The sequence below is a fragment of the Pseudomonas caspiana genome (genome assembly GCF_040224095.2).
Classification (GTDB): domain Bacteria; phylum Pseudomonadota; class Gammaproteobacteria; order Pseudomonadales; family Pseudomonadaceae; genus Aquipseudomonas; species Aquipseudomonas caspiana.
In genome coordinates, this window is sequence record NZ_CP167995.1 from 3,521,034 (window position 1) to 3,535,512 (window position 14,479).

The 14,479-nt window shown below is 56.8% G+C and carries 12 protein-coding genes; 2 read left to right on the top strand and 10 right to left on the bottom strand.

The features are described 5' to 3' along the window. Positions 1 to 102 precede the first annotated feature (102 nt). From tpx to ABRP31_RS16105, 4 genes are all read right to left on the bottom strand, one after another. On the bottom strand, positions 103 to 603 hold the full coding sequence (gene tpx, locus ABRP31_RS16090; RefSeq protein WP_087263890.1) for a thiol peroxidase: 501 nt from the start codon (positions 601 to 603) through the stop codon (positions 103 to 105). 161 nt (positions 604 to 764) lie between these two features. Further along, a complete protein-coding gene (locus tag ABRP31_RS16095) occupies positions 765 to 4,454 on the bottom strand; it encodes a translocation/assembly module TamB domain-containing protein (RefSeq protein WP_349969295.1) in 3,690 nt (1,229 codons plus the stop codon). Continuing rightward, positions 4,451 to 6,184, bottom strand: coding sequence for an autotransporter assembly complex family protein (locus tag ABRP31_RS16100; protein WP_349969296.1), 1,734 nt, complete (start codon positions 6,182 to 6,184; stop codon positions 4,451 to 4,453). The genes ABRP31_RS16095 and ABRP31_RS16100 overlap by 4 nt, the downstream gene beginning before the upstream one ends. A gap of 66 nt (positions 6,185 to 6,250) precedes the next feature. Then, positions 6,251 to 6,901 carry a GNAT family N-acetyltransferase gene (locus ABRP31_RS16105; protein WP_349969297.1) on the bottom strand — a complete coding sequence of 217 codons (651 nt, stop codon included), beginning with the start codon at positions 6,899 to 6,901 and terminating at the stop codon, positions 6,251 to 6,253. 341 nt (positions 6,902 to 7,242) lie between these two features. On the opposite strand from ABRP31_RS16105, the gene ABRP31_RS16110 reads away from it, so the two are divergent. Then, positions 7,243 to 8,169, top strand: coding sequence for a LysR substrate-binding domain-containing protein (locus ABRP31_RS16110; RefSeq protein ID WP_087263884.1), 927 nt, complete (start codon positions 7,243 to 7,245; stop codon positions 8,167 to 8,169). 10 nt (positions 8,170 to 8,179) lie between these two features. Here the strand turns inward: ABRP31_RS16110 and pstB are convergent, their stop codons facing one another. The 5 genes from pstB to ABRP31_RS16135 form a co-directional block, all read right to left on the bottom strand. Continuing rightward, a complete protein-coding gene (pstB, locus tag ABRP31_RS16115; RefSeq protein WP_087263883.1) occupies positions 8,180 to 8,959 on the bottom strand; it encodes a phosphate ABC transporter ATP-binding protein PstB in 780 nt (259 codons plus the stop codon). After that, complete coding sequence (gene pstA / locus ABRP31_RS16120; RefSeq protein WP_027900519.1) at positions 8,959 to 9,843, bottom strand: phosphate ABC transporter permease PstA; 885 nt, start codon at positions 9,841 to 9,843, stop codon at positions 8,959 to 8,961. The genes pstB and pstA overlap by 1 nt, the downstream gene beginning before the upstream one ends. Beyond that, positions 9,840 to 10,835, bottom strand: a complete 996-nt coding sequence (gene pstC / locus ABRP31_RS16125) for a phosphate ABC transporter permease subunit PstC (protein ID WP_349969298.1) — start codon at positions 10,833 to 10,835, stop codon at positions 9,840 to 9,842. Before pstC ends, pstA begins: the two co-directional genes overlap by 4 nt. Before the next feature lie 70 nt (positions 10,836 to 10,905). Beyond that, a complete protein-coding gene (pstS, locus tag ABRP31_RS16130; RefSeq protein ID WP_349969299.1) occupies positions 10,906 to 11,931 on the bottom strand; it encodes a phosphate ABC transporter substrate-binding protein PstS in 1,026 nt (341 codons plus the stop codon). Between the two features lie 99 nt (positions 11,932 to 12,030). Beyond that, complete coding sequence (locus ABRP31_RS16135; protein ID WP_349969300.1) at positions 12,031 to 12,237, bottom strand: hypothetical protein; 207 nt, start codon at positions 12,235 to 12,237, stop codon at positions 12,031 to 12,033. A 26-nt stretch (positions 12,238 to 12,263) separates the two neighbouring features. Here ABRP31_RS16135 and ABRP31_RS16140 point away from each other — a divergent pair, with 26 nt between their 5' ends. Then, positions 12,264 to 12,578 (top strand): hypothetical protein, encoded by a 315-nt coding sequence (locus tag ABRP31_RS16140; protein ID WP_349969301.1) that lies wholly within the window; start codon positions 12,264 to 12,266, stop codon positions 12,576 to 12,578. Between the two features lie 85 nt (positions 12,579 to 12,663). Here ABRP31_RS16140 and ABRP31_RS16145 read toward each other — a convergent pair whose 3' ends face one another. Continuing rightward, entirely contained in the window at positions 12,664 to 14,340 is a 1,677-nt protein-coding gene (locus ABRP31_RS16145) for a VRR-NUC domain-containing protein (RefSeq protein ID WP_349969302.1), read from the bottom strand. Between the last annotated feature and the right edge of the window lie 139 nt (positions 14,341 to 14,479).

Sequence of the window (14,479 nt, forward strand, 5' to 3'; positions counted from 1 at the left end):
CGCCTTTACCGGCAATTTACCTTGTCATTACATTTGTTAAGCACCTGAAGCGTAAACGAAAACGGCCTGAACATATTCAGGCCGTCCAAGTATTACCAACTGTTACTTCAATACAGCCAACGCTGCGTCGTAGTCAGGCTCCTGGCCGATTTCCGGAACCAGTTCGCTGTAGAGCACTTTGTCGTTCTCATCGAGCACGACCACAGCACGAGTGGTCAGACCGACCATCGGGCCATCAGCGATGGCAACACCGTAGTCTTCCTTGAACTTGCCGCCACGCAGGGTGGACAGGTTCTTCACGTTTTCCAGACCTTCCGCACCGCAGAAGCGTGCCTGGGCGAACGGCAGATCAGCGGAGATGCACAGCACCACGGTGTTGGTCAGGTTATTGGCCTGGGCGTTGAACTTGCGTACCGAGGTAGCGCAGGTTGGGGTGTCAACGCTTGGGAAGATGTTCAGTACTTTGCGCTTGCCGGCGAAATCGGCCAGGGTCACGTCAGCCAGATCACTACCGACCAGCGAAAAGGCCGGGGCTGCAGCACCGACTTTCGGCAGTTCGCCATTGATTTGAACGGGGTTGCCTCTGCGAGTCACTTGAGCCATGAACTGAATCCTTTTTCCACGGGTTGGTTAGACCCGGAAGTTAACCATGAAAGTCTTGATCGACCTAGAGTACAGCGTGATCAGGAAGCAAACATTGGGAGTGGCTTGCTCCATGACAGCGTAGCGTCACCCCTAAGGCCGCATCCCAGTCCCTGCTTCGGTCAAAAATCGCGCTTATAGAAAATATCCAGCGAACTGGCCAGACCGCTTGCGGCCTCCAGGTAGACCTTTTTGCTCAACATATAGCGCAAGGCAATGGTATTGGCGGGTTCAAACACCCCGACGCCATAACGCAGGCTGAGTTTATCGGTGATTTTGCCGCTGGCAACGACGTTGGTTTTATCTCCTGAGCCTGAGGTATCCAGCTCGAAATCCCGGATACCCAGGTCTCCGGCCAGCTTGCCAGTGGTCGACTCACTGCCCGCCAGTCCTAATGCCAGCGCCGCCTGAGCCATCACGTTGCTGTCTTCGCCTGTGTTGTTCAAAGGCCGCCCCAGCACCAGATAGGACAACGCTTGCTCCTGACTCATCGCCGGTTCGGAAAACACCGTCGTCGTCGGTTGCTCGGCGCTCCCGGACAAGCGGATGCCCGCCACAACCTCATCCGTTTGCCGAATGGCTTCAACATCCAGATACGGCTGATCAATAGGTCCGGCAAACAACAGACGCGCCTTGCGAATCGTCAAACGCTGCCCATAAGCGCGATAACGTCCATTGTTCAGATTGAGCTCACCACGGGTATCCAGGTTGTCGCCGATATGGACCCGCCCTGCAAGGTCCGCCGTCAAGCCAAAGCCGGTGAAACTCAGCTTCTCCTGACCTACCTGAACATCGATGTCCATGGCCATCGCCAGAGGCGGCGCGCCCTCCTCCGTTTGCTGCCCAACGATCACCGTATCGCCTGACAACTTGACCGTGGATGGCGGCAGTTCACGGACAGTGATCGTGCCTTTGGGAATCAGTACTTTGCCGGAGATACCCAGACGGCCGTCCTGCATAGCGATTTTCAGATCGGGGGCCGCTTCGAGTCTTGCGTAGGGTTCAACCGTGATTGGCAGGCGCGAACCTTTGAGGCTCAGATCGACCACCAGCGCCTGACTCCAGCCAATCTGCCCGGCCAGACGTCCCTCACCGGTGTCGCCGCTTTTCCATCGTCCATCGAGCTGAACGTTCTCTCCGGCGATTAGCGCCTGAATCTGCAGGTCCTGCAAACTCATCGGCAGCTCCGGCCCCGAAATCTCGCCACCGCTGAGGGTCACGCTACCGTTCACCTGCGGGGCCAAAAGGCCTCCAGAAAGCCGACCGCTGCCATTCAGACGCCCATTGAGCTTCTGCACCATGGGCACGAATGGCCGCGCAATGGAGAGATCCAGCCCGTTCAGGCTAAAGTCGCCGCTCAACGTTTTGTTTTTTGCCAAAGGATCAATTCGGGCATTGACCTGCAATGCGCCAAGCTTTTCACCACGAAAATCCAGACGGCTGTCGATGAGCTTTGGAGTCAGCTTGCTGGTCAGCATCAGACTCTCATAGGGGAAGTCCAGCCATTGAGCCTTCTCCTTCACGCGTAGCGTTCCACCGCTGGCATTGACTGTGATTTGCCCGTTAGGGCCCGCAGCCGGGACGTCGAGTTGCACGTCAGCATTGAGCGAGCCTTTCCAGGCAAAATCCTTGGGAAACCACTGGGCCAGACTGTCGAGAGGAAAGTTCTTGAGGTGGTAACGCAGGCGCGGTTCGGGCATCAAACGCTGATCTTCACCACACAAGCTGGCCGCGCCTGATAACCAGCAATGCGCACCAAAGTTCACCTTGCCGTCAGCTAACCGCTCCAGCCTGGCCGGTTGCTGCAATTGCCAGCGCTGGCCGCCTGTCTGTACATCGCCACTGACCAGGCGTCCGCGCCAGTTGCCTTTGTCCAGATTGCCATCCAGCCCCATCGCCAGTTTGAGTAAGGGTCCCTGCAAGTCGAGTTTCATCTGTTGGCGTTTGATATCACCCTGAGCGTCGACGACCAGCGTACCCAATTGCGTGTCGCCTGCTTGAATACCGGTGCCTTTGATATCGATATTGGCCCGCTGGGCATTGTCGAGTCTGGCACTGACGTTCAAGGTTTTCAGTTGGTTGTCCTGAAAAGCCAACTGCGAGCCTTGCAGCCCCAACTGGCCTTGCGGCGCTTGTAGTGTTCCGGCCACATCAAGACGACCTTTGACCTGCCCTTGCAACCCGGGCCATAGCTGTCCAAGTCGCGGCAGGTTGATTTCCAGCTGACCGAGCAGACGCTGCTGCAGGCTGCCATTACCCTGAATCCGGTTATCACCGAGACGCACTTCAAGAACACCGACGTTCCATTTGTCACCGGTACCATCGGCTTTGACCTGCAACGCCGCAGGCTGGCCGCGTAAACGCCCCTTGAGATCCAGGTCCGCATTCAGGCTCAACTGTTCGTTCCTGATCTGCCCTTTGCTGCGCAACGGTCCTGCCAGGGTGCCGGGCATCTGCGCGACCCAATAGGCAGGATCGATGGCGCTCAGATCCAGCGCAGTATCCCAACCAATGCCGTCGGCAAATTCCAGGTTTAAATGCCCTGTGGCCTTACCCTGCCCGGCAACCATTTCCAACTGCGGCAGAAAGACCTGAGTCAGGTCACCACTAAACGGACTGACAAGACTGAACGCGCCTGCCGGACCATCCAGATTGGCGCTGAAATTCCCCAGGTACTTGCCGCCGGTGTAGGAGACCTCGCCAGTGAATTTGCGCAATGCCACCTGGGGTTCTTCGATCAGCGGGTACAAGCGGTGCCAAGGGAAATCAAGCCAGTCGAGTTTCGCGTCGGCACGTAATTCATGTTCCCAGTTCAGCGTGCCGTTCAGGCTCAAACGCTGTTCAGCGCTGGCATTCAGGTCGAGCGCCTCAATCACTGCGCCCTTTGCATCCACGCGGCCCTTGAGCGCCAATAGCACAGGGCCCTGTTCGGCGGGCAGGCTGGCGGAACCCTGCAAGCGATAACCGCTCAGCAGGTCGCCCGCTGCATCCAGCAGCAACTGATTGAGCTGCAAAGTATCGGGCAGTGAATCGCTCGCTTTGAACGGCTGCGCACTGATCCTTAACTGCGCGGGCAGATTCTCTGCCAGCGGCTGCAATTCGCCGCTCAACAGGCCCTGCAGGTAGCCACTGCTAATGCCCTTGAGCTGCAAGGTATTGAGCAGGTTGCCCTGGATATCCAGATTGAGCGTCCAGGCGCGACCGTCAACGTCCGGCAATTTCACCAGCCCGGTCGCAGAAATCGGCCAGTCCCCGGAAGGCTGAAGCAGCCCCGCCAGATCAAGCGCCATTTCATCACGACGAACATGCACGTTATCCAGGCGCAGGCCTTCAGCGGTCCAGTGCGCCGCCAGTTGCAAGTCGGCGGCCTGCTCAGTGCCATCCAGAAGAAAGCTGCCGATACGCACATCGCCCAGACGGACTGCCAACGGAAGCTTCAGATCAGGCAATTGCAAAGGCTCGCTATGCGCTGTGTCGGCACCTGGAGCCAATTGCAGGCGAATCTGATCAGCGTCTAACCGGTCGATGCACAGGGTCATTTTCAGCAAGCATCCCGGCGACCAGTCCAGTGCTGGCTTGTCGATTTCGACGCGCGTTCCATCTTGCTGCCAGAACAGGTGATCGGCTTGCCACTCGCCGGCCAAACGACCGTGGAAGTTTTCCGTCTGCAAACCGGGGACTTGGGACAACGCCCATCGGCTCCCGGCTTCGGTACCCAGCAGGGCCCACAGACTGGCGAGCACCAGACCGACGATAACAATCAGCGCCAACCCCAGGACTTTCAGCGAGCGTTTCCAGTTGAACGGCCTCATAGCTCAGGCCCCATGGAAAAGTGCAGCCGAATACCGCCGTCATCGTCCAGTGCGTGAGCCAGGTCCAGGCGCAACGGCCCTACAGGTGAAACCCAGCGCACCCCTATACCGACACCGGTTTTGAGGCTCGGTAACTCCAGCTTGTCGAACGAGTTGCCCTGATCGACAAAGGTCGCCACTCGCCATTTTTCAGCGATGGAGTATTGGTACTCAAGACTGCCTGCAACCATGTATCGCCCGCCGATTCGATCGCCGTCTGAGTTTTCCGGTGAAAGCGTCTGATAGTCATAGCCGCGAACACTCTGGTCGCCGCCAGCGAAAAAGCGCAACGACGGCGGTATCGATTTATAACCGTTGGTGGCATTGCCGCCAAACTGCACGCGAGCAAGAAAGCGGTGATTATCCCAGAGCGTGGTCAAGCCCTTGAGCAAAACGTTGCCATGCAAAAGATTCGAATCTGACATCAGCCCTTCCTTGGCAACTTGAGCATCGAACTGCAGACGATAACCATTGTGCGGATCGATGCGATTGTCGCTGCGCAGATAGGAATAGCTGACACCCGGCATCAGTAACGTGCTGAGACCCGAATCATCCCCAAGTCGATATTCCTCACGCTGCCACTTCAATGAAATGACCCGCTCCCAGCCGCTCGGCAATTTGCTGTGCCATTCCGGGCCAACAGTCAGCAACTTGCTGAGGGTGTCAGTCCCGGCGATCTCTTCGTACTGATAGCCACCGGCGAAGCGCAGCTTGTCAGTCAGTGGTGGGTCCAGCGGAATGTCGTACCAGAGACCAACGTTCTGGCGCGGTGCAGACAATTCACTTTCAATGCCGTAACTGTGGCCTTGGGGGTTAACCCAATGGCGAGTCCAGTTGGCCTTGCCTCGCGGCCCGACGTCTGTGGAATAGCCAAGTCCGAGGCCCATGGTGCGAGGTTTGCGCGTTTCGAGCTGAACGGTTACCGGAATTTCCTGCCGCACTGCAGCGGTTGGCGTGGCATCGACACGCACGCCGTCGAAATAACCACTGGTCTGCATCGCCTGGTTCAGCTCAGCGATCAGCTCGGAATCGTACGGGGTGTTTTCCTTGAACGGCACCATGCGCCGCAGAAGGTCGTCATCAAAAGGGGCATCGCCACTAAAGCTGACCTTGCCCAGCGAATAGCGCGGCCCGCTGTCATACACCAGATCAATATCAGCGACGCCTGCTGCCGGGTCTACAGAAAGGCGCTGCTGGACGAATCGCCCGGAAAAGAAGCCATAACGAGACGCCTGGTTCTGGATCAGGCGCTTGGCGTCTTCGTAGTGACCATGATTAAGCACCGCGCCACTTTTCAGCGCATCGCTTTTAGGAACCCGAAATGCCTTGAGCGAGGCGGCCTCACCTTCGATACGCACATTGACAGTACGCAGACGGATAGGCTCACCCGCCTGAACTTTGATAACCAGCTGAAGCTGGTTATCTCGCCCGGCATTCACTTCACTGGCAATTTTTGCCTGGTAGTAACCCAGTGCCTGTGCAGCGCGTTGCGCCTGTTCTTCGGCTCCGATACTGAAGTGCAGCAGACTGTCGGCATCACGATCGCCGGGGCTGCCCACATAGCCTTCGATATTGGCTTTGAGCGCGGAATTGGCAGGAGTGACCCTTACATCCAGCTGCGCATCGGCGAGCGCCGCGAGACTGGAAACACTGAGAATCAAACCGCTGGTGAACATTGCAAGAAGCTTCATGGCGCGAATGCTAACACGAGCAACGGCTTTCACTGGAAGACGCCAAGCGGTTGAAATTTCATGCCTTTACGCCATTGCTTGCAGCGAAACCTGCGGATTTGGTCGAAAAAATACGTGCTCGCGGATGGGTCCTACAGCAACTTCGCCAATTTCCTCATACCCCTGTTGCTTATAGAACTCCAGATAACGGGCATTCCCCGTATTGAGGACGACGCCTTGAGAGTTTTCATCCTCGGCACACCAATTGTGAACCGCCTGCAAAAGTTGCTCGCTAAGGTGTACACCTTGATATTCCGGATGAATCCCGAGCAGCGGCAGCACGTGAACGGACTCTGAGGGCAGATACGCCAGAACTGCGTTGTGGTACTCCAGATAACGGCGCGTACAGTTGAAGCCGGTGCTGAGCACCATGCGCAAACGCCAGGCCCAGCTTTCAGTGATGCCCAGCCGTCGTTGTGGGGGGGCAATCAGCGCTGCACCAACTAGACGGTCGTCGATAAACAGGCCGATGGCCGGTAAATCCTGCAGAAAATGTTGCTTGACCAGTTCTCGGACTGTCGCACGTACCCGTTGATCAAAACCGCTGCGTTCGGCGTTGAACAGGTAGGCAAAACCCGGTTCATGGCGATAAGCGTGGTACAGCAGCGAGCGGGTTTCCCTCGAATAACCGCTGTCGAGTTGGCGGACTTCAGCCGCAATGGCAGACGATTCAGTCATGGAGCAACCTCTCATTAACGGCGCAGCTCGGACGGCAGCGCTCCAGTGCTACAAAAGGTTCGAGTCATGGCTCGCAGCCACAGTTCCAATATCCTTGGAGAGCGCCTCCTGGAGCTTAGGTGCCTGCACATCTGCATGCCGTGGATTTTGTGTGCATATATGTTTTTTTAAGGCACGGACTGCTAATCGATGCACTGACCGCAGCGACGGATATGCGCACAAAAATTGCGATCTGCATTGATTGAGCTGGCAGAACCAAACCGTTTGCAGCTTGAGCGTTACCGCATGTAACTGATAGCTTGGCGCCACAACGCCAAAAGCCCTAACGGATCGCCAGCCCAATGAACCGAAACGAATTGCGCAAGGCCGACATCAACCTGATGGTGGTTTTCGAAACCTTGATGCAAGAGCGCAACGTCACACGCGCGGCAGAAAAACTGTTCCTTGGACAGCCTACGATAAGCGCCGCGCTCAACCGCCTGCGAGCGCTGTTCGATGATCCGTTGTTTATTCGCGTCGGTCATAGAATGGAGCCCACGGCCAGGGCGCAGGAGATCATCCATCACCTGTCGCCAGCGCTGGACGCCATGTCAGTCGCCTTGAGCCTGACGCGGGAGTTCGACCCGGCAAGCAGCGACATGACCTTTCGTATCGGCCTTTCGGATGACGTTGAGTACAGCCTGATGCCCGCCTTGTTACGGGCGATCCGCAAAGAAGCACCGGGCGTCGTACTGGTCATCAAACAGGTCAACTACTGGAATATTTCGGAACTGCTCATGTCCGGCGAAGTCACCGTGGGGGTGTGCCTGACACGAGAATTACCCGCCAACGCCAAACGCAAATTACTGCGCTCGATACAGCCAATGGTGGTCCGCGCCGACAAATCGGCAACGCCGATGACGCTGGACGAATACTGCTCACGCCCGCATGTGGTGGTGTCACACGTGGCCAATATCAGCAGCTTCGCAGATGAGTGGCTGGACGCCATTGGCCGTAAACGCAAGGCGGTCCTTTCAGTGCCGCAATACAGCACACTGCCCGCGCTGATGGAAGGCACTGATTTGCTGTGTAATTTGCCGGATCACCTGACTCAGGCAATGATCAAAACCGGCAGGCTGTATGGCGAACCCCTGCCCTTCATCACGCCCAATCTGGAGCTGTCCATGACCTGGCTGAGCATCATGGACACCGACCCGGCTGAGCGCTGGCTGCGCAAACGACTGGAAGAATTCATGGGAGACCGCGACAGGGTCTCCCCGATTCTCTGAGAAGGGACAATCAGCCGAAACGACCGGTGATGTAATCTTCGGTCTGGCTTTTTGATGGTTTGGTGAAGATGGTGTCTGTATCGCCGTGCTCGATCAGCTCACCCATGAACATGAACGCGGTGTAGTCCGAGCAACGTGCAGCCTGTTGCATGTTGTGGGTCACGATGATCACCGTGAACTGCTCTTTGAGCTCGGTGATCAGTTGCTCGATACGGCCGGTGGAAATCGGGTCGAGGGCTGAAGTCGGCTCATCGAGCAGCAACACTTGTGGACGCAGCGCGATGGTGCGGGCAATGCACAGACGCTGCTGCTGACCACCGGACAAACCGGTGGCGCTCTTGTTGAGCTTGTCTTTGACTTCATCCCACAACGCAGCACCACGCAGGGCCTCTTCTACGCGATCTTCCATCTCACGACGCGACAGCTTTTCGTGGTGCTTGATGGCGTAGGAGATATTGTCAAAGATCGACATCGGAAACGGCACAGGCTTCTGGAACACCATGCCCACGTGGCTGCGCAGGCGGTTCATCGAGTAGCCGGGCGCCAGGATGTTCTCGCCATTGAGCAGCACTTCACCTTTCGCTTCCTGCTTGGGGTACATCGCATAAATGCGGTTGAATACGCGCAGCAGTGTCGACTTGCCGCAACCCGAAGGACCGATGATCGCGGTGATGCGCTTTTCCGGGATGATCATGTCGATGGATTTCAGTGACTTCTGTTCGTTGTAGAAAAACTCCAGACCACGAACTTGAATCTTGGTTTTTTCATTGGCAAGGGAAAGGTTATTCATCAAGACGCCCTATTGCGCAAAAGAATTAAGCGGGAAGCGAGGCTGAGGACCAGCACGAACAGTGTCATAACCAGAGCGCCTGCCCAGGCCAGAGAGTGCCAATCGTCGAACGGGCTCATGGCGTACTGGAACACCACAACCGGTACGCTGGCCATCGGCTTGAGCAGATCGCTGCTCCAGAACTGGTTGCCGAACGCGGTGAACAACAGCGGCGCGGTTTCACCGGTGATACGGGCCAGCGCCAGCAGGACGCCTGTTACCACGCCGGCCTTGGCGGCACGCAGCACGATCTGCAGGGTCAGCTTCCATTGCGGCACACCCAAAGCCAGCGCAGCTTCGCGCATGGTTGAAGGCTGCAGTTGAAGCATTTCATCAGTGGTGCGCACCACCACGGGAATCACCAACAGTGCCAACGCCAGCGCACCGGCAATCGCCGAGAAGCCCACCTTGTGATCGGTCCATTCATTGAGTGGCAGGATCACTGCGGTGTACACAAACAGGCCAAGCACAATGGAGGGTGCAGACAACAGAATGTCGTTGACGAAGCGCACCGCGTTGCCCAGTTTCGAGTAACGGGCAAATTCTGCCAGCCAAACGCCAGCCATCAGGCCAATCGGCGTACCGATCAACAGGCCGATGCCCGACATCAGCACGCTGCCGTAAAAGGCGTTGGCCAAACCGCCTTCAACACCCGGTGGTGGGGTCATGCCGCTGAACAGGCGCAGGTTCAATGCATCCACGCCATTGATAATGGTGGTCAGCAGAATCCACACCAGCCACAACAGGCCGAACGCCGTCGCGGCGCAACTGAGGACCATGGCAGCCTTGTTCTTGAGGTCGCGAACCCGGTACAGGCTCTCATTGCCAGTCACATCCTTACTCATAACCCCTCCTTGCGGGACAGACGCGACAGCATGATGCGGGCCAGAGCCAGCACGATGAAGGTCACTACGAACAGCAGGAAGCCCAGGGCAATCAACGACGAGCGATGCAGGTCGGTGTATGCCTCGTTGAACTCGTTGGCGATTACTGAAGCAATCGAACTGCTTGGCATCATCAGCGACGCCGAGAACTGGTGGGAGTTACCCAATACGAAGGTCACCGCCATGGTTTCACCCAATGCGCGGCCCAGCCCGAGGAAAATGCCGCCCACTACCGCAGAGCGGGTGTAAGGCAGGACGATGTCCCAGACCACTTCCCAGGTCGTGCCGCCCAACGCGTAAGCAGACTCTTTAAGGGTGGTGGGTACACTTTTGAATACTTCGACCATCACGGAGGTAATGAACGGCGTGATCATGATCGCCAGCACGATACCGGCGGTGAGCATGCCGATACCCAAAGGCGGCCCCTGGAACATCGTGCCGATAAAGGGCAACTCGCCAAGGTTGTCATTGATCCACGGTGCGATATGTTCAGCCATGTAAGGACCGAACACGAACAGCCCCCACATGCCGTAAATGATCGAAGGAATGCCTGCCAGCAGCTCGATAGCCGAAGAAATCGGCAGTCGCAACCATGGCGGTGCTACTTCAGTCAGGAAAATCGCGATGCCGAAGCTCACCGGAACGGCGATCAGCAACGCCAGAAAAGAGGTCACCAACGTACCGTAGATCGGTACCAGTGCACCAAACTTGCCGTCGACCACGTTCCACTCGGTGCTGGTCAAAAAGCCAAAACCGAAGGTCTGGAATGCAAGGCTGCCGCCCCACAAAGTCGAAAGTGCGATACAGCCGAGCAACGCCAGAACCAGCATCGCAGCACCGCCCATGGTGCGCTTGAACCAGCGATCATGACGCTGATCGCGAGCCGCTCGGCGCTCACCCTCGGTTACGGAAGCAGGGATCGCAGCGGACAAATATTGGGTGTTTTCAGTCATCTTGGGTCCACTCGCAAAGAAACCCTGTCATCAGGCAGCGATGACAGGGGTGAGCCGGAGAAACGTCGAATTACTTGGTGAACTCGGTTTTCCAGTAGTCCTCAACCTTGGTGACCAAGGCTTTTGGCAGTGCTACGTAAGACAGTTTCTCAGCTTGTTTCTGACCGTTTTCCAGCGACCACTTGAAGAAGTCGAAAGCGGCAGCGCTTTGCTCTGCGTTCTTGGCCTTCTTGTACATGATGATCCAGGTAGTGGCAGTGATCGGCCACGCGGTTTCACCCGGAGCGTTGGTCATGATCAGGTTGAAGTCTTTGACGCTGTTCCAGTCAGCAGTATCAGCTGCAGCGGCGAACGCTTTGGCATCAGGCTTGATGAACTTGCCAGCAGCGTTCTTCAGCTGGGTGTAAGACAGTTTGTTGGTCTCGGCGTAGGAGTGCTCAACATAGCCGATCGAACCTTTGATCTGCTTCACGTAGGCCGAAACGCCTTCGCTACCCTTGCCACCTACACCGGCCGGCCATTGAACAGTCGAACCGAACTTCAGCTTCTCGTTCCACTCCGGACTGACTTTGCTCAGGTAGTTGGTGAAGTTGTACGAAGTACCCGAACCGTCCGAACGGTGAACAACGGTGATGGCCTGGTCTTTCAGTTTGTCTTTGAGCTCTGGGTTCAAGGCAACGATGGCTGGATCGTTCCACTTCTTGATGTCACCCATGAAAATTTTGGCCAGTGTCGGGCCGTCCAGCTTCAGTTGACCAGGCTCGATGCCTTCAACGTTGATGATTGGCACGATACCGCCGATGACGCTTGGGAACTGACCCAGGCCGCCTTTTTCCAGGTCTTCAGCAGACAGCGGGGCGTCGGATGCGCCGAAGTCAACAGTTGCAGCCTTGATCTGAGCGATACCACCGCCAGAACCGATCGACTGATAGTTGATGCGGTTAGGAGCAGACTTGCTGTAGTCCTGCGACCACGCAGAGATAACCGGAAAAACGAAACTCGAACCAGCGCCTGTAACGTCAGCCGCATGAGCCATACCACTCAGGCACATCGAAGCGAGCAGAACCGACAAGCGTTTTTTAGTCAGCAGAATCACGGCGATACCTCAACAAGGGAAATTTGGTGGCCCGTCCATGGGAAGGCCCGATGCGGATTTAATCCTTGGAATGTTGCGGTTTCATGACAATCAGTCGAGTTATGTCATAAAGGTGTTTTTTTTCGATGAAGGACTGACTTTGAAATTGCCATTTTGACCAATGGATTCAGGGGTTTTGACTACAACACTGGAAGGCTTGTCAGTTAATAGCGTTGCGCCACCAACCAAGATTGTTACAGTCAGTTTTGACCATTGGTCGGCACTTGCGGCACCTATCGCGCAGCTCATATCACCAATCTCATGCATGGCCCCTCACAATGGAGATCCATCTCATGAACAACAAAAAACTGACTGCATTGATGCTCGCCGGGATGCTGACTGCAGGCTCGGCATTCGCAGGCTCAACCGGACCGACCAATCCGGTGGACACCGCCCCAAAAACACCGGCCAGCGGTATGGAAAAAAACACCGATGGCACCACGACCGGGACACCGGGGACTTCCCCAGGCGTCAAGGGCATGGACCCGGAACCCAAAATCGATGGCGCTACCGGTACGGGGAACGGGATGTCTGATGATCAGAACAAAGGCGGTGGTGGCAAGGCCGGCGGTTCGGGCGGAGCTGGCGGGTCGAGTAGTGGTGGCTGATTTTATTTAAGAGGCGCCCCCTGTAGGAGCCAACACGTTGGCTCCTACAGTCATGGGTTTGTTGCGCGTAGCGGTGAGCCCCTTATCAATCGTCCCCTTCTACAGCCCCCGCAAAGCTGGCAGTACTTTCCCACTGCACATAACACACCACGACCGGCATATCGTGCTCGGCGCAGAAATCCAGCCAACGCAGCTGGTTATCCTGCAGGCGGTCGCCGGGACCTTTGACTTCGATCATTCGGTAACGCTTCTGCGCCGGAAAGAACTGGATCAGATCCGGCATACCGGTGCGGTTGGCCTTGATATCCAGCAGCAGACGTCTGAACCAGTGCCGAAGGTGATCGACCGGTAAACAGTGCAGCGCTTGTTCAAGCAGCTCGGGGGTTAATGTGCCCCAGAACACGAACGGCGATTGCAGACCGTATTTGCTCTGGTAGTGCTCACGGATGGTGTGCTGCCAGAGATCCGAGTCTAATTGCGCAAGACATGCATCGAACAACACGGCTCGGCGCGAGTAAAAGTCCGGACTGTGCAAATCGCTGGGGCCGCTGTGAAACGGATGGAAAAACGCACCTGGCAGTGGCGCGAAAATCGCTGGCCAGCAGAGCAACCCAAACAGCGAATTGATCAGGGCATTTTCGACGTAATACAGCTCACTGCCCTCCTCCGCCAGATGCAGCTGGATCATCTGCTCGACACTCAGGTCGGGACGCAGCGGAACGCTCACATCCAGTCGCTCGACTTTGCGCGTGACCCGGCGGACCTTGTCGATAAGGCCAAGTTTGCGTTGCAGTCTTGGCAACACTCGACGCGCATGCTGCACCTCGGCATCGCTTTGTGGCGTGGCCTGCACCTGCTCAAGCAGCGTCAGGGCAGCCTGATAGTCCTCGCAACGCTCCAGCACTCTAACGCGCCGGGATCGCGCGCCGGGATAGTTGCTGCACTCGTACACACTCAACGCCAACGACCAGTCCTGCGCACGTTCGGCTTGCTGACCGATCTGATACAGCGTCTTGCTTCGCCGCATTTCCAGCCATGGGTTACGCGTGTCGATGGCCAGGGCGCGCAATGCCAGCGCCTCGAGTACCGCGCCCTCATCGAGGGCCTGACGGCAAGCGTGCAGCTCAAGGCAGGCGTCGATGTCCGCACGATCATTGATGGTCCGCGAGTCCAGCGAGAACTCAACCGTTTCATAGCGGTATACGCCCAGGTCAGCCAGAACGAACTCGGACCATTCCTGATAAAGATTGCCGAAGTACAGCAATCGCAGGCGGTCACAAAGCGGCATGACCTTGAGGGCAAAGATCGTTTCGTCAAGCTCTGCATGCCAGCAGTCCAGTGTCTGTGCGCACTGATGAAGAGGCTGCAGCAGTTCCAGCAGTTCGTGCTTTCGTTCGGTCCCGCGTATGCCGTGCGCCTTGAAGCACACCGCTAGCTCGGCCTTGCGCAGCAGGGTGAACAACTGCTCAAGGTGCAGTTCAGGACGAGGATCAACCCAGCCGTGTACCAGCAACGGCTGCACCGCTTCCAGCGTGTCGCCCAGTTCCGGATAACTGAGCTTGCTGGCCCGAAACAGCTCGCCCTTGCGCATGACCATACGCACCAGCAAACCTTGCGCCGCCTGTGGCAGTTGCGCAAAGTGGTCGATGAATTGCTGTTCTTGCGTATCGAGTAAATCCGCGTAACGCAGGGCAATCCAGCGCAGCACCTGGCGGAAGTTTTCGAGGTAGTAGAACGGGTTTTCCAGGGGCGAAGTATTCACAACAAAGCTACGCGACAAGGCCAGACACGCCTGCAAGGATACTGTTTATCCGTACAGATTCCAGCGCTGAATTGATCGCCTGATAAATGGTCTGCCGTATCGCAATGTGTGAAGCGCTAGAATCCGGACACGTTAACTG